General features: G+C 36.6%; 18 protein-coding genes. 17 read left to right on the forward strand and 1 reads right to left on the reverse strand.

Annotated features, from left to right (window positions below):
* The first annotated feature begins 66 nt into the window (after window positions 1-66).
* From MW695_RS11545 to MW695_RS11590, 10 genes are all read left to right on the forward strand, one after another.
* Window positions 67-1176 (forward strand): sensor histidine kinase, encoded by a 1110-nt coding sequence (locus MW695_RS11545; protein ID WP_247105468.1) that lies wholly within the window; start codon window positions 67-69, stop codon window positions 1174-1176.
* Window positions 1177-1196: 20 nt separating this feature from the next.
* Window positions 1197-1796 carry a response regulator transcription factor gene (locus MW695_RS11550; RefSeq protein WP_247105469.1) on the forward strand — a complete coding sequence of 200 codons (600 nt, stop codon included), beginning with the start codon at window positions 1197-1199 and terminating at the stop codon, window positions 1794-1796.
* A gap of 258 nt (window positions 1797-2054) precedes the next feature.
* Entirely contained in the window at window positions 2055-3104 is a 1050-nt protein-coding gene (locus MW695_RS11555) for a BMP family lipoprotein (RefSeq protein WP_247105470.1), read from the forward strand.
* A 224-nt stretch (window positions 3105-3328) separates the two neighbouring features.
* A complete protein-coding gene (locus tag MW695_RS11560; protein WP_247105471.1) occupies window positions 3329-4855 on the forward strand; it encodes an ABC transporter ATP-binding protein in 1527 nt (508 codons plus the stop codon).
* Window positions 4836-5897, forward strand: coding sequence for an ABC transporter permease (locus MW695_RS11565; RefSeq protein ID WP_247105472.1), 1062 nt, complete (start codon window positions 4836-4838; stop codon window positions 5895-5897). Before MW695_RS11560 ends, MW695_RS11565 begins: the two co-directional genes overlap by 20 nt.
* On the forward strand, window positions 5884-6801 hold the full coding sequence (locus tag MW695_RS11570; protein ID WP_247105473.1) for an ABC transporter permease: 918 nt from the start codon (window positions 5884-5886) through the stop codon (window positions 6799-6801). Before MW695_RS11565 ends, MW695_RS11570 begins: the two co-directional genes overlap by 14 nt.
* Before the next feature lie 16 nt (window positions 6802-6817).
* A complete protein-coding gene (locus MW695_RS11575; protein ID WP_247105492.1) occupies window positions 6818-7480 on the forward strand; it encodes a sulfite oxidase-like oxidoreductase in 663 nt (220 codons plus the stop codon).
* Between the two features lies 1 nt (window position 7481).
* Window positions 7482-8201 carry a nucleoside phosphorylase gene (locus tag MW695_RS11580; protein WP_247105474.1) on the forward strand — a complete coding sequence of 240 codons (720 nt, stop codon included), beginning with the start codon at window positions 7482-7484 and terminating at the stop codon, window positions 8199-8201.
* A 166-nt stretch (window positions 8202-8367) separates the two neighbouring features.
* Complete coding sequence (locus MW695_RS11585; RefSeq protein ID WP_247105475.1) at window positions 8368-9375, forward strand: BMP family protein; 1008 nt, start codon at window positions 8368-8370, stop codon at window positions 9373-9375.
* A gap of 20 nt (window positions 9376-9395) precedes the next feature.
* Window positions 9396-11096 (forward strand): ABC-ATPase domain-containing protein, encoded by a 1701-nt coding sequence (locus MW695_RS11590; RefSeq protein ID WP_247105476.1) that lies wholly within the window; start codon window positions 9396-9398, stop codon window positions 11094-11096.
* A 31-nt stretch (window positions 11097-11127) separates the two neighbouring features.
* Here MW695_RS11590 and MW695_RS11595 read toward each other — a convergent pair whose 3' ends face one another.
* Window positions 11128-11691, reverse strand: a complete 564-nt coding sequence (locus MW695_RS11595) for a hypothetical protein (RefSeq protein ID WP_247105477.1) — start codon at window positions 11689-11691, stop codon at window positions 11128-11130.
* Window positions 11692-11891: 200 nt separating this feature from the next.
* On the opposite strand from MW695_RS11595, the gene MW695_RS11600 reads away from it, so the two are divergent.
* The 7 genes from MW695_RS11600 (at window position 11892) to MW695_RS11630 (ending at window position 21095) form a co-directional block, all read left to right on the forward strand.
* Window positions 11892-12785: an AraC family transcriptional regulator gene (locus MW695_RS11600; RefSeq protein WP_247105478.1), complete on the forward strand. Its 894-nt coding sequence runs from the start codon at window positions 11892-11894 to the stop codon at window positions 12783-12785.
* A 106-nt stretch (window positions 12786-12891) separates the two neighbouring features.
* Window positions 12892-14391 carry an alpha-glucosidase/alpha-galactosidase gene (melA, locus tag MW695_RS11605; protein ID WP_247105479.1) on the forward strand — a complete coding sequence of 500 codons (1500 nt, stop codon included), beginning with the start codon at window positions 12892-12894 and terminating at the stop codon, window positions 14389-14391.
* Window positions 14392-14651: 260 nt separating this feature from the next.
* Window positions 14652-16163 carry an arabinosylfuranosidase ArfA gene (gene arfA / locus MW695_RS11610; protein ID WP_247105480.1) on the forward strand — a complete coding sequence of 504 codons (1512 nt, stop codon included), beginning with the start codon at window positions 14652-14654 and terminating at the stop codon, window positions 16161-16163.
* 191 nt (window positions 16164-16354) lie between these two features.
* Window positions 16355-17401, forward strand: a complete 1047-nt coding sequence (locus MW695_RS11615; RefSeq protein ID WP_247105481.1) for an aldose epimerase family protein — start codon at window positions 16355-16357, stop codon at window positions 17399-17401.
* Between the two features lie 207 nt (window positions 17402-17608).
* Window positions 17609-18298 carry an L-ribulose-5-phosphate 4-epimerase gene (gene araD, locus MW695_RS11620; protein WP_247105482.1) on the forward strand — a complete coding sequence of 230 codons (690 nt, stop codon included), beginning with the start codon at window positions 17609-17611 and terminating at the stop codon, window positions 18296-18298.
* Between the two features lie 51 nt (window positions 18299-18349).
* Window positions 18350-19816 carry an L-arabinose isomerase gene (araA, locus tag MW695_RS11625; RefSeq protein WP_247105483.1) on the forward strand — a complete coding sequence of 489 codons (1467 nt, stop codon included), beginning with the start codon at window positions 18350-18352 and terminating at the stop codon, window positions 19814-19816.
* Between the two features lie 181 nt (window positions 19817-19997).
* The gene (locus MW695_RS11630) at window positions 19998-21095 is read left to right on the forward strand and encodes a GntR family transcriptional regulator (protein ID WP_247105484.1); all 1098 of its coding nucleotides are present in this window, start codon (window positions 19998-20000) and stop codon (window positions 21093-21095) included.
* The last annotated feature ends 173 nt before the right edge of the window (window positions 21096-21268 follow it).

Here is a 21268-nt window from a genome sequence, read left to right on the forward strand (position 1 = left end):
CTTTACAATTAAGGTATAAAATCAAGTATAATAAAAGGAAGGCTTATGACTAGAAATGAGGTTCGTATGCAGAAGTGGTACAATATTTTTCCTAAAAACACAGGATTAAGCATTTATGTTTGGATTATTTTTTGCCTTTTGCCCTTTTACTTTATTTTTAGAACGTCCTCAGCTTTTGAAATTATTTTTGGTTTTGTCATGATTCTATTCTTTTTTACAGCGTATCGTCTTTCGTTTATTTCAAAGGGGAAGCTTGTTTATCTTTGTGTAGCTATCGAAATGACAATTAGCGTTACGATGACATTGCTTTATGGTTATGTATATTTTGCTTTATTTTTGGCGTTTTTTATCGGAAATATTAAAAGCAAAGTTGGCTTTTTTACACTCTATGTCATTCATTTAATTACAACGATTATTTCGGTATGTATTTGTTTTTTCATTGAAAGAGAATTGTTTATGTCTCAGTTTCCTTTTATCGTCATGTCCGTTATAGGTGTAATTTTGATGCCTTTTAATTCATACAACCGCAATAAGCAGGAGCAGCTTGAGAATCAATTAGAGGACGCAAATCAGAGAATATCAAAGCTAATGGTCATCGAAGAGAGACAGCGTATTGCTCGTGACCTTCATGATACTCTCGGGCAAAAATTATCATTGATCGGATTAAAAAGTGATTTAGCTAGAAGGCTTGTAGATGTTCAAGCATCTCAGGCGAAGAATGAATTGTTGGATATCCATCAAACGGCAAGAACAGCATTGAAGGAAGTACGAGAGATGGTTTCGAATATGCGCGGAATTAAATTAGAAGAAGAGGTTGAACATGTGCAACAGCTACTATTAGTTGCAGATATTGACTTTTCTTTAGAAGGTGAAACAAACTTAAAGCATACGCCGTTGCTAGTTGAAAATGTCATAAGTATGTGTGTGAAAGAAGCTGTTACCAACATTGTCAAGCATAGTCAGGCGACATTATGCCAAATAAGTATTCAAGAAACGAATGAGGAGTTACGGATTCTCATTCACGATAATGGAATTGGTTTTCAAATGGAAGCTGAAGCAACAGGAAACGGGTTAAGGGGCATTAAGGAACGTTTAGAGTTTGTAAATGGTAGTGTTGACATTCGAAATGAAGATGGTTCAACTCTCGATATATATGTACCGAATATTATTAAGTGATGACCGGGGGAGGGGGTAACATGATACGAATTGTTATCGCAGAAGACCAAGGAATGCTATTAGGAGCATTAGGAGCACTTCTTGATTTGGAAGAGGATATGATTGTTGTTGGAAAGGCCCGAAACGGTGAAGAAGCCATACAATTAGTTGAAGAGAAAGAGCCGGACATTTGTATTATGGATATTGAAATGCCCGTGATGAGTGGTCTAGATGCTGCAGAAAGATTAATCAAACAACCCTGTAAAGTGATTATCCTAACGACTTTTGCTCGTTCAGGTTATTTCGAGCGAGCTCGCCAGGCTAATGTATGTGGATATTTACTAAAGGATAGTCCAAGTGAGGAACTGGCGAGTGCGATTAGAACGATTATGAAAGGAAGAAAAATATACTCACCAGAATTGGTTGACCTTGTGTTTGAAGCAGATAATCCTTTAACCGAAAGAGAGAGGCAAGTCATCGAATTAATGGCAGACGGAAAAAGCACAAAGGAAATTGCAAGTGAGCTTTTTTTAACGAATGGCACAGTACGTAATTATATTTCAGTCATTCTTGATAAATTGGATGTCAGTAATCGTATAGAAGCGATTGCGAAGATTAAAGAAAAAGGTTGGTTTAAGTAAGCATTCAAATGAGGGGGATTCTTTTGATCGTTTGAATTCTTATGTTTACTGTATGTAAGCGTTTAGCTAACTGGTTTTGTTCTCCTCATTCATATATGAAAATCTATTAAGAATATTGACAGCATACTGTTTTCTTCATAAGATAAGCATAGTCGACAAAATTCTTCAAATTTTTATACAATTTCATTCTATGTTTCTAATTGATAAAAAGGAAGGTTTGTTTTGACGAAAAAATAGAAATGAGTGGGGGATAATAAGTTGAAAAAGGTATTAACTGTGCTAATGTTGCTTCTATTATTACTTGCAGCATGTGGAACGAATGATAATGACGAAGGTCAAGATGATAGTGTATCAGGTGATGAAGACGAACAAACACAAGAGACAGCTTCTGATTTGAAAATAGCATTAATTTTACCAGAAAGAATTGGTGTGAATCCATTTTTTCAGCAAATGGAAGATGGAGCGATGCAAGCAGGAGAAGATTTCGGTATTGATGTAACATCAGTGGAGTCTACTGACTATTCAGTCATTGAAGAAAACCTTCGAGTCGCTGTTGCGGAAGGGTATGATTTAATTATTACAGCTGCATTTGAAGCTGAGGACCCTTTAACAAATGTTGCAACTGATCACCCTGATCAAGCGTTTGCGATTATTGATACCGTTGTAGATTTACCGAATGTGAGTAGTGTGAATTTTGATGAGCACGAAGCTGCATACTTATTAGGAGCAGCAGCTGGCTTAATAACTGAAACGAATGTTGTCGGTATGGTAGCAGCAATGGATATTCCTTTACTTTCAAAATGGACAGTAGGCTTTGAAGATGGGTTGCAAGCTACGAATCCAGATGCAGAATTTGTTCTGAATTTCGTAAATGACTTTGCAGATCCAGCTCGAGCTAAGGAATTAGCTATGTTACAGGCTTCTCAAGGTGCAGACTTTATCGCGGGAGCGGCAGCGGTTGGTGACCTAGGTGTGTTTGAAGCAGCTGAGGAAGCTGGCTTCTTAACAGCTGGACAAGATGTCGATCGAACTGTTATCGATCCTGACCATATTGTGCTTTCACAAATCAAAGGTACTGATGCAGCTGCATACGAGACGATTAGATCCTTTGTAGAAGGTAGTCTTGAGGCTGGTGTCGTAAGCTACGGTCTTGCAGATGATGGTGTTGGTTTAACATATGTGACTCATGAGAGTGAGACGCCACTAAGTGATAAGGTAGGAGAAGACGTTATTGAGCAAGTGAAAGAAATAAAGGATGAAATTGTTTCAGGTTCTTTAGAGGTTCCTAACCCTCTTCACGCAGAGTGATGCTTGGCCAGTCGTGTGTAAAGATACGTAAGAAGAAGGGTTCCTTTCTTTTTACATAGGTACTGAAAAAGGTTGTTGATTTTTAACATTTTTGGTGACCTACAGTTTGGTGACTCCTACGTATTAACCCTTTCAATTAGGTTAATGAATTTAGTGAGTCACCTTTTCCTTGTTTTTAAAGGTTCTATTATTAAAACAAACGTCCGTTAAGGAGGGATAACCTCATGTCGACTATTTTGGAAATGAAACATATGTCTAAGAAATACGGTGATTTCTATGCAAATAAGGATATATCATTTTCATTAAATAAAGGACAAGTTCATGCCATCATTGGTGAAAATGGTGCTGGTAAGACGACTTTAATGAGAATGTTATATGGAATGGAAACTCCTACAACAGGTGAGATTTGGATGAATGGGAAGAGTGTTGTCTTTTCAAGCCCATCCGATGCAATTCATCATGGAATTGGGATGGTTCATCAACATTTTATGTTGTTTCCATATTTGACCGTATCAGAAAATATCGTTATTGGTCGTGAACCAAAAAAGTTAGGGTTCTTTCAGCGAAAAGAAGCGATAAAAGCAGTAGACGCTTTAGCAGAACAATATCGTATTCCATTACGTCCAAAGCAAAAAGTAATGAAATGCTCACTCGGTGAACAACAAAGAATTGAAATTATTAAAGTCCTATATCAAGGGGCTGATATTATTGTTTTAGATGAACCAACTGCTGTATTGACACCTTTAGAAGTAGAAGGTCTTTTGAAAACGATTCGTTTTTTGGCATCTCAAGGTAAGAGTGTCATTATTATCACTCATAAACTTCAAGAGGTGATGGATGTCGCTGACTATGTAACTGTACTGCGCAATGGCGAGGTGACAGGTTCTATGCCGATTAGTGAAGCAACCTCACATATGCTAGCCACTTTAATGGTCGGTCGTGAGTTGAAGAAGGTAGATGAAAGAATATCAATGAATGGGGAACGCTTTCTTGAACTTGCGAATGTTCGTGTACAGGAGAATGACGATAAGCCTTTATTAAAGGGTGTCTCCCTTCATGTTAATCGAGGAGAGATTGTAGGAATTGCCGGAGTATCAGGAAATGGTCAGTCAGAGCTTATTCAGGCGATTTCAGGGCTCATTGACATTCAAAAGGGTTCAATTAAGCTAGATGGGAACTTTATACAAGCTCTTAATGTGAAAGAGAGAAGAGATGCAGGGATCGCCCATATCCCAGAAGACCGCTATAAATGGGGTGTTGCAAAAGATGCAACGGTTGAAGAGAATGCCATAATCGGTTTTCATCGTAAAGAAGGGTTTATAGCGAATGGCTGGATTAAAAGGAAATCACTTCATCCGGTTATTGGACGTTGGGTGAATCAATATTCAATTAAGACAAGTTCAATAAAAGAGGAAGCTTCTAATCTATCTGGTGGGAATCTTCAAAAGCTAATTGTTGCACGCGAATTAGGACAGAATACACCATTTCTAATTGCAGCTGAACCAACACGTGGTGTTGATATTGGAGCGATGGAAGTTATTCATGATTCGATTATACAAAAACGAAATGACAATGGGTCTGTATTACTTGTCTCCTCAGAATTAACCGAAATTATGAAGCTATCTGATCGAATTCTTGTCATGTATGAAGGAGAAATTGTTGGTGAAATGAGTCGTTCTGAAGCAACGGAGGAAAAACTCAGTATATTAATGGCAGGAGGTAATTTGGAAGATGCGCTCAATGAAAAATAATGCACTTATCCAACCGCTTTTTGCTATTTTTATCGGCTTATTAGTAGGAGCAATTGCCATGCGAGCTTTAGGTGAACCTGTTATAGAAACGTACAGTGAGTTATGGAAAGGTGCTTTTGGAAATCTTTATTTTATTATGTCTACTCTTGCAAGAGCAACTCCTATTCTTTTAATTGCCCTAGGTGTAAGTATTGCCTTTCGGGCAGGGGCTTTTAATCTTGGAGGAGAGGGACAGATGGTATTAGCGGCAGTAAGTGCTGCTCTTGTCGCACTTTATTTTCCTGGACCTGGATTTGTTAAATTAATGGGTGCAGTCATTGTTGGTTTTGCTGTCGCAGGAGGGTGGTCAGCTCTTGCTGGATGGATGGAAGCGAAATTTAAAGTACAACTTATTATTTCAACCCTTTTAATGAATTATATAGCGGTTTTATTTGCGAGCTATCTAGTTAGTCATCCGTTTCAAGATCGAGATGGCTCAGCAGCACTCGCTCAGTCTAAATTGATAGATGCTTCAGCTTGGATCCCTAAAATTTTAACAGGGATGAGTGTTCATTATGGATTTATCATTGCTATTGTTATTGCTATCGGTTTATTTGTTACTTTTCGTTACTCCGCGATTGGCTATGAAGTGAATATGCTAGGAAAGAACCCGTTTTTTACTTCTTACGGAGGAGTTCACAGAACAAAGGTTATGCTTATAAGTATGTTTGTAAGTGGTGGAATTGCAGGGTTAGCAGGTGCATTTGAAGTGTTAGGCTCCCATCATCGTTTTGTTGATAATGCCTTAACGGTGCCGGAGTATGCGTGGATTGGCATTATGGCAGCTCTACTAGCGAAATCTAATCCAATTGCGATCGTCTTTAGTTCGATCTTTTTGGCGGCCTTACATACTGGTTCTTTAGGAGTTGAGCGTAATACAGATGTTCCTTTAGAAATCGCAAGTGTCATTCAAGCTGTACTCATTCTATTTATTTCTGCTCAATTAACGTTAACGTGGATTAAGGCACTCAAGAAAGAGAGGAAAAACAATGGAGCTATTTGATCTTTCTCTTTTAAATTCAACTTTAAGAATGGTCACACCTATTTTGTTAGCAGCACTCGGTGGAATGTTGTGTGCTCGTGTCGGAATATTTAATGTCGGACTTGAGGGTTTAATATTAGTTGGGGCCTTCAGTGCCATTGTCGCTAATTATTTTACTGGTAACTTGTGGTTCTCAATCTTTTTTGCTGCATTAATGAGTATGCTTTTTTCACTTATTTTAGCTGTTATGACAATACAGTTTAAGGCAAATATGATTGTTGTTGGTATTGCCATTAACTTTTTAGCTTTAGGACTTACGACCTTTTTGTTGAGAACAATTTTTGATGTGAAAGGTGCATTTTACGATAATACAATGTCAGGTTTATCAAACATTCATATTCCAATTGTGCAAGATATTCCTGTTCTTGGTACAATATTTTCAGGACATACGATTCTTGTTTATGTTGCTTTAATTGTACCGTTTATTTTGTTTATCTTTATGTATCGTACCGTAACTGGATTTCGAATGATATCCGTAGGCTATAATCAAGTTGCTGCACATAGTTTAGGTATCCGAGTTAAAGGGTTACAATACTTAGCTGTTGCAATGAGTGGTGTGCTTTGTGGGTTAGCTGGTGCCCAATTGTCATTAGGGCTTGTAACGATGTTTTCTGAAGGGATGACAGCTGGAAGAGGCTTTATCGCTCTTGTCGCAACAATGCTAGGTCAATCTCATCCATTTGGCGTATTAGGAGCTAGTCTATTATTTGGATTAACAGATGCTCTTAGTACACGGATGCAGAGCTTTTCAATTCCGACTCAATTTACGAGTATGATTCCATATATTTTAACTTTAGTTGCGATGTTTTTACTTAAAGGAAGAGGAGTAGAAATGAATCATTCTAATCAACAAAGTTCACGCTAAAAGGAAGTGAAATATGATGAAAAAAGCTGATCGAATTAAACGAATGAAAACGCCTAAAAACCGTGATTCATTTAATGGACGTCTTCCAGAAGGGCAAGTTTTAACAGAAAAATTCCCAATCTTGCATGAAGGTGATGTACCAACCTATGACCTTGACGAGTGGTCATTAAAAGTGACAGGTAACGTAAATAAGGAAGTAACACTAACGTATAAGGACATTATGAACATGCCGCAAACCGATATTACAGTTGATATACATTGTGTTACTAGATGGTCAAGGTTTGATAATGCATTTACTGGCGTTCGGTTTAAAGATTTTTTAAAAGAGATAGGAGTCGAACCAAAAAGTAATTATGTTATGCTTCATGGAGACAATGATTATACGTCAAATATTGAACTGAAGGATTTAATGGGTGATGATATTTTATTAGCTCATTCATTTGATGGAAAGCCTCTAACAGACAAGCATGGTTGGCCGTTAAGACTAGTTGTTCCCCATCTCTATTTTTGGAAAAGTGTAAAATGGTTACGAGGATTTGAATTTATTGATGAAAATGAACCAGGATTTTGGGAGGAAAATGGATTTCATTTACGCGGAGATCCCTTTAAAGAAGAACGCTTTTCTGGTGAAGATTTAGATATACCAGAAGATGAGTGGGAAAAAAAGGAGTTTGATTGATTTGCTAGCAAATCTTAAAATTGATCCTAAGAAATTACCTGAGAAGATTCTTGTTTGTGGAGACCCAAATAGAGCGGAAGTTATCGCATCTTATTTAGAAAACGCATGTGTATTGGCAAAAAATCGTGAATATCATTCTTATCTCGGCACTTATCATGGAGAAAACATCGCCATAGTTAGTCATGGAGTTGGCGGTCCTGGAGCTGCAGTATGCTTTGAAGAGCTCATTATCGGTGGTGCCCAAACGATGATTCGTGTTGGTACAGCTGGCTCATATCGTAAAGAAATTGAAGCAGGTAGTATCGTTATTAGTACTGCAGCTGTTCGGTGTGATGGTTTATCGAATCAATTAGTTCCTTCAGGCTTTCCAGCAGTTGCTAATCGAGAAATCATTCAAGCATTATCTACCGCAGCTGCAAATCAGAAAGAGACCATTGCTACTTTTGAAGGTATGACTTTGACATTAGATGCTTTTTATTTAGGGAGTGTTCCATTTCCACATGAGATATATAAACAATCGAATGTATTAGCTGTGGAAATGGAAAATGCTGCGCTGTTTACAATTGCAAGCTTAAGGGGAATACGTGCGGGGGCTATTGTTGCCATTGATGGATATGCTGATGATAACTTACGAGAAAACTATAACCCTAATAGAGAAAGTGTAAGTAGAGCCATTCATCTCGAAGCAACTATCGCACTCGATGCCATTAGTACACTCTAATATGAACAACCGTTTTGTATACTTCATGCAAAACGGTTGTTTTAGTTGTAATTGTAGAAGATTAAGCTGGATTTATTGATATGATGAATAATTTCAGTTGACGTATTTACTATTATTGTTTATTTTAAGGACTATGTTAGTTTTCTAAGAAACGAGGTCTATAATCTTGAAATATGTACTATTCTTGCTATCGATTTTCTTACTAGTAGGTTGTAAAGCAATTGATCAAAATGATGAAATATTTACAGGGGAAGAACATTCCATTTTGTTAATTCTACCTGAGAGAATGGGTACTAATCCATTTCTAAATGATATTCGAATGGGTTTAGAACGATTTAGTGAAGATAATAACATGCATGTAGAAACAATTGAATCAAGAGATGAGGAACAATTACATGATTATCTAAACTATTATGCGAATGAAGGGTATGATTTAATTGTGACTGGAACGTATAAAGCCCATGATGCACTACATGATGTCGCTTCTGAATATTCTTCTCAACCTTTTTTAATCGTTGACTTTTTCGTTGATCTTCCTAATGTGGCGAGTATTACGTTTCAAGAGCAAGAAGCTTCTTTCTTACTTGGTGTGCTAGCAGGTAATATAACGGATACGAATGTGGTTGGAATGGTGGCTGCAATGGATGTTCCGTTATTGCAAAAGTGGGTAACTGGTTATGAGTTAGGAGTTCATACTGTAAATCCTGATGCTAAGGTTTTAATAGACTATGTCGGTCATTTTTCAGATCCAGCAACTGCAAAGGATATAGCCATTGAATTCGCACGTGATAATGCTGATTTTGTTGCTGGTGCAGCTGCTGTTGGCAATTATGGTGTTTTTGAAGCAGCGATAGAGGAAGGGTTTTATACTGCTGGACAAGATCATGATCAGTTAACAATTGACCCAGAGCACATTCTTATTTCACAGTTAAAAATGGCAGATGAGGCTGTTTATCATACACTTGAGTTATTCTTAAATGAGACCTTTCAAGGAAAGGAATATACTTATGGTTTACAAGACGAATTTATCGGAGTGACACATATTACTCATCCTACTAACACACCATTAAATCATGTTATAAATGAAGAGATCTTACATGTATTAAATAATTTCAAAGAACAAATTATTTCGAAGGAGATTGTTATTCCAAACCCTTTGGAGGATATACAATAAATTGAATGGTGGGTTATAACATGGATCGATTAAAGAAACTTTTATCTAACATTGATCAAAAAGGGTACAAATCTTATAAAGAAATACAAGGTATGTATCAATTTTCACATTTCTTTCTTCATATTGATTATGTTCAAGGGGATCCATTTGCAAGTCCGTCAAAAATACGCCTTCGTATCCCGTTGAACAAAACAGAAATGAATGAAGATTGGTGTATGCTATCCCATCATCGAATACGTTGTGAGGATACAATAGCAAGAAAAGTAGGTCAAGCGGTTAAAAAACAAAATCGAAATATAAGAGGATCGGGGAAAAGTGGTCTAATCTTATTTGATGAACCAAGGCAAAAAGTGGTTGAACGTTCAGCGGTAATGATTGATCATAAGTTTGTTACTATATGCCTTAGTGTCGGTTTACCTGCAAATGGTAGAAGGATTGCTGGTAAAGATGCTGTGAGGCTATTGTGTTCATATATTCCTATTATTATCGAAAACTCCCTTTTAAAACTTACTGAGGCGGAGCTGTACAATGAAATTAAATTAGCTGATCAACAACAAACGATACGGCGTTATTTAAAAGAACATCAGCTTATTGCTTTTATAGCAAATAAAGCAATACTGGCTCGTGAAAGTGGTGTAAGTGATCAGCCAATGAAAACAGATGTTGTTCCTTTTGCTTCACCAGGTTGTCTCGAAATAGCTATAAATATTCCTCATCAGGTTGAGCCTATAAAAGGAATGGCCATTAAAAAAGGGATTACATTAATCGTTGGCGGTGGCTATCATGGGAAATCGACGCTTTTAAAAGCGATAGAAAGTGGTGTATATGATCATTGTGAAGGTGATGGACGAGAGTTTGTCATAACAAACAAGCAGGCGGTGAAAATTCGTGCTGAAGATGGACGAAGTGTAAGAAGTGTAAACATTTCTCCATTTATTAGGTCTTTACCATTTTCAAACAATACGACTTGTTTTTCAACCGATAATGCTAGTGGAAGTACATCACAAGCAGCCAATGCGATGGAAATGATTGAAATCGGAGCGGAAGCACTTCTTATTGATGAAGATACGACAGCGACAAACTTTATGATACGCGATGCAAGAATGCAGCAACTAATTGAGAAAGAATCAGAGCCTATTACGCCTTTTATTGATAAGATCGAACAATTAAAAAAAGAAAAGGATATCTCTAGCATCATTGTTATGGGTGGTTCAGGTGATTATTTCGATGTAGCTGATTGTGTGATTAAAATGAAAGAATATCGCCCCTTCGAAGTAACAGGTGAAGCTAAAGCGATAGCTCAACAAATAAAGGTAGACCGTCAGCATGAAGGTGGTCATTCATTTGGCTATGTATCAGATCGCTATTTATTGCCCAATAGTCTGAAAAGCATGGAAGGAAGAAAAAGAAAGGTGAAAGCACGGGGGATGTATGAAATTCAATACGGCTCCCAAAGCATTAACCTTCATTATATCGAACAATTGGTTGAAGAAAGTCAAACGAGAATGATAGCGGATATATTGTATTACGTAGAACAAAATAATCACTTAACTAAACAGTATAGTTTGAAGGAGCTTGCTGACTTTCTTGAAACACAGCTGAATAAACAAGGAATCACTTTTGTATCTCAACATAACGGGCATCCTGGTGATATAGCTAGACCAAGAGTCTTTGAAATAGTTGCAGCTCTAAACCGATTGCGCTCAGTCCAAATAAAATAATGTATGATAGGAATGTACGCTAGTTTTAGGATTAGACGTACGTTCCTTTTATTTTCAAAAATAATTTTGTTAACCATAGGGATAAAAAAGCAACCACAAGGTCAATAAGAAATAGGTAAAACAAATTCATACCGTTTTCTAAATGTAATAAGCCTAAAAGTAGTGAAAGTCCCCCGAAGCCAAAAGCGAATATAATCGAAGCGACGACAGCATATAAGTAAAAGTTTCGATTATAATTTGTGCAAAATTGATAGATAAGCATGAATGTTACAGGGAACAATACAGCAGTAATCGTAACTCCTACGGGGAGCAAATGTGTTAAGCTATGTGGGTGTATAAGTAAATTGTTCATTGAAAGAATATTATCAATGTTTGCCCATAGGACATGAGCAGTATACCCAAAAAAGGAAATTTCGAAGATACGTTTGCGGTCAATTAATACATACAATATAAAGAGCGGTATAATGATAGTAGCGATATTTGTCCAAAAATACCACGTATGAATTCCTGCATATTGTGACCAATATTGCTTGGTTAGTATAACAAGTTCCTCTTTTTTGTTTAGAATGCTTTCGTATAGTTGTTCTTTTTTCATAAAAGTATGATCCCCCTCATTAATACTTCTGTATGTCTATTGTTTCCAACATGAAACGGTTTATCCATTTAACAGGCGAGGCTGTCACTTTTTACATAAAAAAATGTATTCATCGATTGTTGACTCAATAGAAATAAGGTATTATCAATGAAAAGTATTTACTTGAATAGGTTTTTTAATTTGATTAGGAGGAAACGTTCATGACTTATATGAGTCTCTATAATCCTGCTTTAATACAATCTGACTTTTATCCTACAATTGTATTTTATTATTATAAAAAATGGCATAATTACCAAATGGATAATCATAGTCATCCACAAGTTGAGATTATGTATGTTATTTCAGGAGAATGTGAGATTGGTTTTGAGCAGAAAAGAATACGGATGAAGAAAGGTCAGTTTATTCTTATTGATTCACACGTTAAGCACCGATTAACCGTTCGTAATGATCAATATTGTCGAATGCTGAATGTAGAATTTATGTTCAGTCAAAATAGCGTTTCAATACCTTCGATTTCCGATCTTGCCACAGACGACCAGTATTTAATGTCATTCCTCAAATGTGCACGTGATTTTAATGTGCTTGAAGATTCAAGTGAAGTGTACCTTATATTAAAAAGCCTCATTCTCGAACTTGATAAAAAGGAAAAGCAAAATCAAGTAATGGTCGCACTATACTTGTGCCAACTTTTAATAAAAATAGCTCAATTAGATCAAGAAGCAAAGCAATTTCAATCGAAATGGAATCATCCATATGTGAAAAAGGTGATACATTATATTCATCATCACTATGATTGTTCGATTAAGGTAAAGGATATTGCCGATTCTGTACATTTACATCCAAGTTACTTGCATCGCATTTTTAAAGAGTACACTGGAATTTCGATTATGGATTATTTACTTTCTCATCGTATCGAGAAAGCGAAAGATTTATTAAAACGCACAGATATTCCTATAACAGAAATTGCTGATTATGTTGGAATGAGTAGTGGTCAATACTTTAGTACTCTATTTAAAAAAAATGTAGGTGTAAGTCCCTTGCAATTTCGAAATGAAACGAAACAAGAGCGAAATCATTCTTCTATTATAAGTTAGCATTTTATACATTTACCATGAAGAAACGTCAGAAATTTGAAAGCGGTGTATCTCTTCTTAATGCTACAATTTCATTGAAATGGATTTTGAATAAGGAGATGATTATATGTCATTTAAAGTCGCTTTTATTGGTGCTGGAAGTATTGGATTTACGAGAGGGTTATTGCGTGATTTGTTATCTGTTCCTGAGTTTCACAATATTGAAGTCGCATTTACGGATATTAATGAACAAAACTTGGATATGGTAACAGAACTTTGCCAGCGAGATATTAATGAAAATGGATTGAACATTCAAATTCAATCATCATTGAATCGTAGGGAAGTTTTGAAGAACGCTCGTTATATTTTTACTGTCGTACGAATAGGAGGATTGGAAGCGTTCTCAACAGACATTGAAATTCCGCTAAAATACGGAATTGATCAATGTGTGGGTGACACACTCTGTGCTGGTGGTATTATGTACGGTCAGCGCGGTATAGCAGAAATGATGAATATTTGTAAAGACATTCGAGAAGTAAGTGAACCTAATTGCTTACAATTAAACTACGCAAATCCAATGGCGATGTTAACGTGGGCCTGTAACAAGTATGGTGGTGTACGTACGGTTGGTCTATGCCATGGCGTTCAAGGTGGACATCGACAAATTGCTGAAGCATTCGGATTGAAAAAAGAAGAAGTTGATATTGTTTGTGCTGGTATTAACCATCAAACATGGTATATCCAAGTAAAGCATAATGGAGAAGATTTGACAGGCCGTATGTTAGAAGCCTTTGAGAGTCATCCTGAATTTAAAAAGACGGAAAAGGTACGCATCGATATGCTGAAACGTTTTGGCTATTATAGTACCGAATCCAACGGACATTTAAGTGAATATGTGCCTTGGTATCGGAAGCGGCCAGAAGAGGTTCATGATTGGATTGACCTTGGAACTTGGATTAATGGGGAAACCGGAGGGTATTTACGTGTTTGTACGGAAGGAAGGACATGGTTTGAAACAGACTTTCCAAACTGGTTAAAGGAGCCGGCCTATACATATTCTTCCGAAGAGCGTGGTGAGGAGCATGGTTCGTATATTATTGAAGGTCTAGAGACAGGCCGAATTTATCGTGGACATTTTAATGTAGTAAACAATGGAATCATCACCAATTTACCAGATGATGCCATCGTTGAGGCGCCAGGCTATGTAGATCGCAATGGTATTAATATGCCTCGTATAGGAGAGTTACCTTTAGGGTGTGCGGCAGTTTGTCAGGCTAGCATTTCCGTACAACGATTATCGGTTGAAGCGGCTATTCATGGCAGAGATCAGCTACTACGACAAGCATTTATGATGGATCCATTAGTAGGAGCTGTTTGTAATCCACCTGAGATCTGGCAATTAGTAGATGAAATGCTTGTGGCACAAGAGAAATGGCTACCACAATATGTAGAAGCGATAGAATTGGCGAAAGTAAGAATGTCCTCAGAGGAATTAATTCCTACTCGTCATTATAAAGGAGCAGCTCGATTAAAAACAAAGTCAATTAAAGAAATGCAGGAAAACCGTAATGAAGCAATGAAGAATGCAGCTGAAGCTGATAAAGCAAAAGAAAGACCTTCATTGTAAAAGGTAGTAAGGCATTCTAAATGGTTATCACTTTAGAATGCCTGTTTTAATGAGTTAGTAAACGCACTTCAATGTTAGTCGTACAACTATCGTATATTGAAAGTATATTTGTATGCACAAACTATTTACAAGAACAGAAAGCTTTACTATAATAAAAGCAAATGGTTAATTTATTTATAAATTTATTAACGATTATAAGTTTTTTAATTAGTTTGTAAACGTTTAACTTTATGGGAAAGCAGTACTAGAGGAGGAGAACGATGAATCAGTTAAAAAAAGCGAAAATGGTTGTAGACAAGGAATTCAAAATTGCAGAAATCGATTCAAGAATTTACGGATCATTTATTGAACATTTAGGAAGAGCAGTATATGGTGGGATTTATGAACCTGATCACCAAAATGCAGATGAGCATGGTTTTCGTAAAGACGTCATTGATTTAGTGAAAGACTTGCAAGTACCGATCGTACGTTATCCAGGTGGTAACATGGTTTCTGCTTACGATTGGGAAGATGGAGTAGGACCTAAGGAAGAGCGTCCACGTCGTTTAGAGCTAGCATGGAGAACAATCGAACCTAATGATGTAGGGACAAATGAATTTGTTGATTGGGCTAAAAAAGTTAACTCTGAAGTGATGATGGCGATTAATTTAGGAACTCGCGGTATTGATGCTGCGAGAAATTTCATCGAATATTGCAATCACCCGGGTGGTACATATTGGAGTGATTTGAGAAAAGAACACGGCTATGAACAACCTCATAACATTAAAACATGGTGTCTAGGAAATGAAATGGATGGACCTTGGCAGGTCGGTCACAAAACAGCAGATGAATATGGCAGGCTAGCACAAGAAACGGCTAAAGCGATGCGTCTAGTTGATCCTTCTATCGAGCTTGTTGCTTGTGGTAGTTCTAATTCTAGAATGCCAACATTTCCACAATGGGAAGCAACGACATTAGAGCATACGTATGACGAAGTTGATTTTATTTCCTTACATCAATATTTCGGTAATCGAGACAATGATTCAGAGAATTATTTAGCGAATGGCCTTGAGATGGACCATTTTATTAAAACGGTCATTGCAACTTGTGATTACATTAAAGCGAAAAAACGTAGTAAGAAACAAATGTATTTAAGCTTTGATGAATGGAATGTTTGGTATCATTCAAATCAGGCTGATAAACAAATTGACCCATGGACAATTGCACCTCCTCAGCTTGAGGATCATTACAATTTTGAAGATGCTTTATTAGTTGGTAGTATTTTAATTACTTTCTTAAAGAACGCAGATCGAATTAAAATGGCTTGTATGGCACAATTGGTTAATGTTATTGCGCCAATTATGACAGAAAATGAAGGACGTTCATGGAAGCAAACGATTTATTACCCGTATATGCATGCTTCTGTATTTGGAAGAGGGGTATCATTGAAGCCGGCCATCTCTTCTCCTGTATATGATACGAAGGATTTTACAGATGTACCTTATGTTGATAGTGCGGTTGTCTATAATGAAGAGCAAGAAGAAGTAACGATCTTTGCCTTAAATCGTCATGTACACGAGTCTTTAGAATTTTCTATTGATGTTCGTAGCTTTGAAGGCTATCACCTTGATGAACATATCGTATTAGAACATGATGATTTGAAAGCAGTGAATACCGTTGATGAACAAGTTGTAAAACCACATCATAATGGGAACGCAAAGCTTGATAATGGAAGTATCCAAGCGGTCCTTTCGAATGCTTCTTGGAATGTTATTCGTTTAAGTAAACGCTAAAAATCATCTAGGGAGGTCGTCTTGCGGCGGCCTTTTAATCGTTAATGCTACATATTAAAAGGTGTATATAATGTCACGTAATGTATTTTCTTACATTGTAAAAAGTATGGATGCTAGTGTATGATGATAATGAATTCGTTTTCTTTCAATTGGAGCGAAGTGATGTGTGTGATTAGAGGAGGAGAGTTTTAATGAAGGTTATTAAGGATCTGTTCGGACAAGTTGACGGTCAAAATGTATATGCATATACATTAACAAATGATAAGGGGATGGAAGTTACTAGCATTGATTACGGTTGTATTATTACACGAATTTCTACAGCTGATCGCAATAATCAAATTGAAAATGTTGTACTCGGTTTTGATACAATTGAGGAATATGTGGAGCATTCTCCTTATTTCGGAGCAGTGTGTGGTAGAGTAGCGGGACGAATAAAAGGAGCTCAGTTCACTTTAAACAATCAAACATATAATCTAGCGCAAAATGATGGTTCTAACCACTTACATGGAGGAATAAAAGGCTACGATAAGGTTATTTGGAAATCTGAATCTTTTGAAGAACATAATAAAATTGGTGTTGTTTTCACTTATGACAGCTTTGATGGAGAAGAAGGATACCCTGGGAATGTCTCAATACAAGTCACGTATACGTTAACAAACGATAATCAGTTTGCTATCAATTATCAAGCTATACCTGATCAAGATACGTTAATAAATATGACAAATCATACATATTTCAACTTAAGTGGGAACTTAAAAAGAACGATTAAAGAACACCAATTAACATTGAAAAGCAAACAATATTTAAGCTTGGAAGATGATTTAATGCCGACTGGAGAATTCGTTGATAGCGAAGGAACTGTTTTTGATTTTACAAATGGAAGAAAAATTAAAGAGGGGATCCAATCAGACTTAAAACAAAACGAGTTGGCTGGAAATGGCTATGATCACCCATTCCTTTTAGATGAAAACCAAGATGAAGAAATTCGTCTTGAAGATGAGAAAAGTGGTCGTGTACTTATCATCGAAACGAATGAACCGAGCGTCGTCTTATATACTGGGAATATGATAAGTGACGACTTTTCAATTAGAAATGTTCCCGCAGAAAAGTATTTAGGCTTGTGTCTAGAAACGCAAGGGTTACCTGATGCCATTCATCACGATCACTTCCCTTCTATTGTTGTTAAAAAAGGGACTGAATACAAGAAGAGAACAACGTATACTTTTACAACTAATTAAGTGATGGAAATGCCCTAAAAGAGTTATTCTTTGGGGCATTTTTGTTCGTTGAGCATGGTTGATCGTAAGTTTAACCAAGAAAGAAACCTGTACGACGTTTTATAGAAAGGATTCATCTCAATTTATTGAGAAAACTATTTATTTATTGTACGTACAAGTGTATAATAGAGTTGAAGGTAGTTAGCACTTTGAAAGGGGTTGTGATAGTTGTTAGAAAGTCTTAAAGAATCTGTTTTAGAGGCGAATCTTGCATTACCTAAGCATGAACTCGTTACTTTCACTTGGGGAAATGTAAGTGGGATTGATCGAGGTTCGAACCTAGTAGTCATTAAGCCTAGTGGAGTAGAGTATTCCGATTTAAAACGTGATGACATGGTTGTTGTCAACCTCGAAGGTGAAGTGGTAGAGGGTGACCTTAAGCCGTCATCAGATACTGCTACTCATATTGCGTTATACAAAGCTTTTTCAAGTATTGGAGGGATTGTACATACTCATTCACCGTGGGCGACAAGTTGGGCTCAAGCAGGAAAATCATTACCAGCATTTGGTACAACTCAAGCTGATTATTTTTATGGAGAAGTTCCTTGTACGCGTGATATGACGAAAGAGGAAATTCAAGGTGCGTATGAGTTAGAGACAGGGAATGTCATTGTCGAAACATTTAAGGGTGTGGACCCTATGCAAGTTCCAGCAGTACTAGTGAAGTCTCATGCTCCGTTTGTATGGGGTAAGGATCCTAATAATGCTGTTCATAATGCAGTTGTTTTAGAAGAAGTTGCAAAGATGGCATCTCGTACCTTGCAATTAAACCCTCATACGACAGCAATGGATCAAGATTTACTTGATAAACATTTTTTACGTAAGCATGGTGCAAATGCTTATTATGGACAAAAGTAGTTCTTGCTTTGTAATAAGTTAGAATTTAAATCGTTTTTAGGAGGATGAAAGATGTTAAAGGTAAAAGAATATGAGTTTTGGTTTGTTACAGGTAGTCAACATTTATATGGGCCTGAGACGCTAGATCAGGTTGCTGATCATTCACAGCAAATTGTTGATGGGTTAAATGAAAATGATTTTGCATATAAGATCGTCTTTAAACCTGTTGTGAAAACAGCTGATGAAATTAGAAAATTGTGTATTGAAGCAAATTCAGATGAGAAGTGTGCAGGTATTATTACTTGGATGCATACATTTTCACCAGCTAAAATGTGGATTGCTGGGCTTTCAGAATTACGCAAATCATTATTACATTTGCATACTCAATTTAATCGCGATATCCCTTGGGATAAAATTGATATGGATTTCATGAATTTAAATCAATCAGCTCATGGTGACAGAGAATATGGCTTTATCGGTACTAGAATGAAAATTGGACGTAAAGTAGTTGTAGGTCATTGGCAAAGTCCAAAAGTGATCAGCCGTGTGGGTAGTTGGCTAAAAACAGCTGCTGCTTTTGAAGAAAGCAAAACATTAAAAATTGCTCGCTTTGGTGATAACATGCGTGAAGTGGCGGTTACTGAAGGTGATAAAGTCGAAGCACAAATCCAATTCGGTTGGTCTACATCTTATTTCGGTATTGGTGATTTAGTTGCCAAGATGAATGAATTCTCTCAAGATGATGTGGAAAGACTGTTCAATGAATATAAAGAACAGTATGACATTGCTGATGGAGAGAACATTGAATCGATTAAATATCAAGCGAAAATCGAGCTTGGCTTGAAAGCGTTTTTAGAAGAAGGTGGATTTACAGCCTTTACAACGAACTTCGAAGATTTACATGGAATGGATCAATTGCCAGGTTTAGCTGTTCAGCGTTTAATGGAGCAAGGTTATGGATTTGCTGGTGAAGGTGATTGGAAAACAGCAGCTCTTGTTCGTTTAATGAAAATCATAGCTGATGGTGAAGGAACTTCATTTATGGAAGATTATACGTATCATTTAGAAGAAGGTAATGAGTTAGTACTCGGCTCTCATATGTTGGAGGTATGCCCAACTGTAGCGGCAACTCGTCCAAAGCTAGAAGTGCATCCACTAGGTATTGGTGGTAAAGATGATCCAGCGCGTATGGTATTTGATGGTGATGAAGGTGCAGCATTAAATGCATCGATTGTTGATTTAGGGAATCGTTTCCGCCTAGTAATTAATGAAGTTGAAGCAGTCAAACCGGAGAAGGAAATGCCTCATTTACCAGTTGCTAAGGTTCTTTGGAAACCTAAGCCGTCGTTGAGTGAGTCTGCGGAAGCCTGGATTTATGCGGGCGGAGCTCATCATACGGTCTTTTCATTTAAAGTGACTCCAGAGCAATTATATGATTGGGCAACGATGGTAAATATTGAATGTGTCTTTATTAATGATTCGACAAATGTAATGGCATTCCAAAATGAATTAAGATGGAATGATATTGCCTTTCGTTAAGGTGTAAATCCTACGAATAATCAAAAGAAAAGTGTCTTAGATGGGCTTACCATTTAAGACACTTTCTCATCATTCTCACTTATGAATGTGTTAGAATATTGAAGTATTTTTGCGTGTTGGATGGATAATGTGGTAACATGTACGTATATTTATAAGTACGTGTAGAATTGAGGTTTCGGTTGTGACAAAATACAGTAAAGTAAAACAAGCGATTAAGTCAAGAATTTTAGATGGGACATATGTACCTAATCAAAAAATTAATTCTGAAAATGAATTAATGAAGGAATTCGAAGTAAGTAGACATACTATTCGTATTGCGATTGGTGAATTAGTATCAGAAGGCTGGTTATATCGTGAGCAAGGTTCAGGTACTTTCTGTGCAGATAGGACGAAACAAGATAGAACACATTCCAATGATACGAAAACGATAGCGATTATTACAACATTTATTTCAGATTATATTTTTCCAAGCATCATACGTGGAGCTGAATCTTATTTAAGTGAGCGGGGTTATCAAGTTAGTTTATTTAGTACGAATAATAAAATCGAACATGAACAACGCATTCTTGAGAATATATTATCTCAACCTGTGGATGGCATCATCGTAGAGCCAACGAAAAGTTCATTTGCGAATCCTAATATTAACTATTATTTCAATTTAGAAAGAATGAATATTCCGTATATAATGATTAACGCTTTCTATGATGAGTTGGAGCCTGTTTGCTTATTAGTAGATGACGAAAAAGGCGGCTATTTGCAAACGGAGCATCTAATTAATCAAGGACATACCAATATTGTTGGCTTATTTAAGACGGATGATAATCAAGGGATCAAGAGAATGAAAGGGTACGTTAAAGCTCACCGAAAGCATCAAGTTTCTATTAATCCTCAAAATATTGTTACGTACTATTCTGAAGAAAAGCTTGAAAAGCCTACAAAAGAACTAGAAAAGTTACTATCACAAAATGAGAAGCCGACGGCACTCGTTTGCTATAATGATGAACTAGCATTAATTTTACTCGATCTTTTACGAGCTAAAAAATTGCAAGTGCCTAAGGATATGTCAATTGTTGGTTATGATGATTCATTTCTCGCTGAAATTTCTGAAGTGAAACTAACGACCGTTAGTCATCCTAAAACGGAAATGGGCGAGCAAGCCGCTGAAATGATTATTCAAATGATTGAAAAAGAACAACGCAATAAAGAAACGCAGTCGTTGGAATCAATTGTTTACCATCCACAGTTAATCGTAAGGCAATCAACGACAGATATAAATTAAATGTAGTCATTAAAAGAATTCATCATTCTTTTAATGGCTTTTTCATTTATATGGGTTTAAAACCACGTGTTCTACACGTGTGAAAATAAAACTTCTAGAGTGGTAAAGTGACAGAAAAAATCTCCAATCGTTATAATAGAAAATGGCCGTCAAACCAACTTCTATAAAACGAA

The sequence above is a fragment of the Halalkalibacter sp. APA_J-10(15) genome (assembly GCF_023017105.1).
In the GTDB taxonomy this organism is placed as follows: Bacteria; Bacillota; Bacilli; order Bacillales; family Bacillaceae_D; genus Halalkalibacter.

What these genes read in the sequence shown, in the direction of transcription:
- MW695_RS11545 (WP_247105468.1), top strand. Translation starts at nt 67, where the DNA reads ATGCAGAAGTGGTACAATATTTTTCCTAAAAACACAGGATTAAGCATT.
- MW695_RS11550 (WP_247105469.1), top strand. Translation starts at nt 1,197, where the DNA reads ATGATACGAATTGTTATCGCAGAAGACCAAGGAATGCTATTAGGAGCA.
- MW695_RS11560 (WP_247105471.1), top strand. Translation starts at nt 3,329, where the DNA reads ATGTCGACTATTTTGGAAATGAAACATATGTCTAAGAAATACGGTGAT.
- MW695_RS11565 (WP_247105472.1), top strand. Translation starts at nt 4,836, where the DNA reads ATGCGCTCAATGAAAAATAATGCACTTATCCAACCGCTTTTTGCTATT.
- MW695_RS11570 (WP_247105473.1), top strand. Translation starts at nt 5,884, where the DNA reads ATGGAGCTATTTGATCTTTCTCTTTTAAATTCAACTTTAAGAATGGTC.
- MW695_RS11575 (WP_247105492.1), top strand. Translation starts at nt 6,818, where the DNA reads ATGAAAAAAGCTGATCGAATTAAACGAATGAAAACGCCTAAAAACCGT.
- MW695_RS11590 (WP_247105476.1), top strand. Translation starts at nt 9,396, where the DNA reads ATGGATCGATTAAAGAAACTTTTATCTAACATTGATCAAAAAGGGTAC.
- MW695_RS11595 (WP_247105477.1), bottom strand. Translation starts at nt 11,691, where the DNA reads ATGAAAAAAGAACAACTATACGAAAGCATTCTAAACAAAAAAGAGGAA.
- MW695_RS11600 (WP_247105478.1), top strand. Translation starts at nt 11,892, where the DNA reads ATGACTTATATGAGTCTCTATAATCCTGCTTTAATACAATCTGACTTT.
- melA (WP_247105479.1), top strand. Translation starts at nt 12,892, where the DNA reads ATGTCATTTAAAGTCGCTTTTATTGGTGCTGGAAGTATTGGATTTACG.
- arfA (WP_247105480.1), top strand. Translation starts at nt 14,652, where the DNA reads ATGAATCAGTTAAAAAAAGCGAAAATGGTTGTAGACAAGGAATTCAAA.
- MW695_RS11615 (WP_247105481.1), top strand. Translation starts at nt 16,355, where the DNA reads ATGAAGGTTATTAAGGATCTGTTCGGACAAGTTGACGGTCAAAATGTA.
- araA (WP_247105483.1), top strand. Translation starts at nt 18,350, where the DNA reads ATGTTAAAGGTAAAAGAATATGAGTTTTGGTTTGTTACAGGTAGTCAA.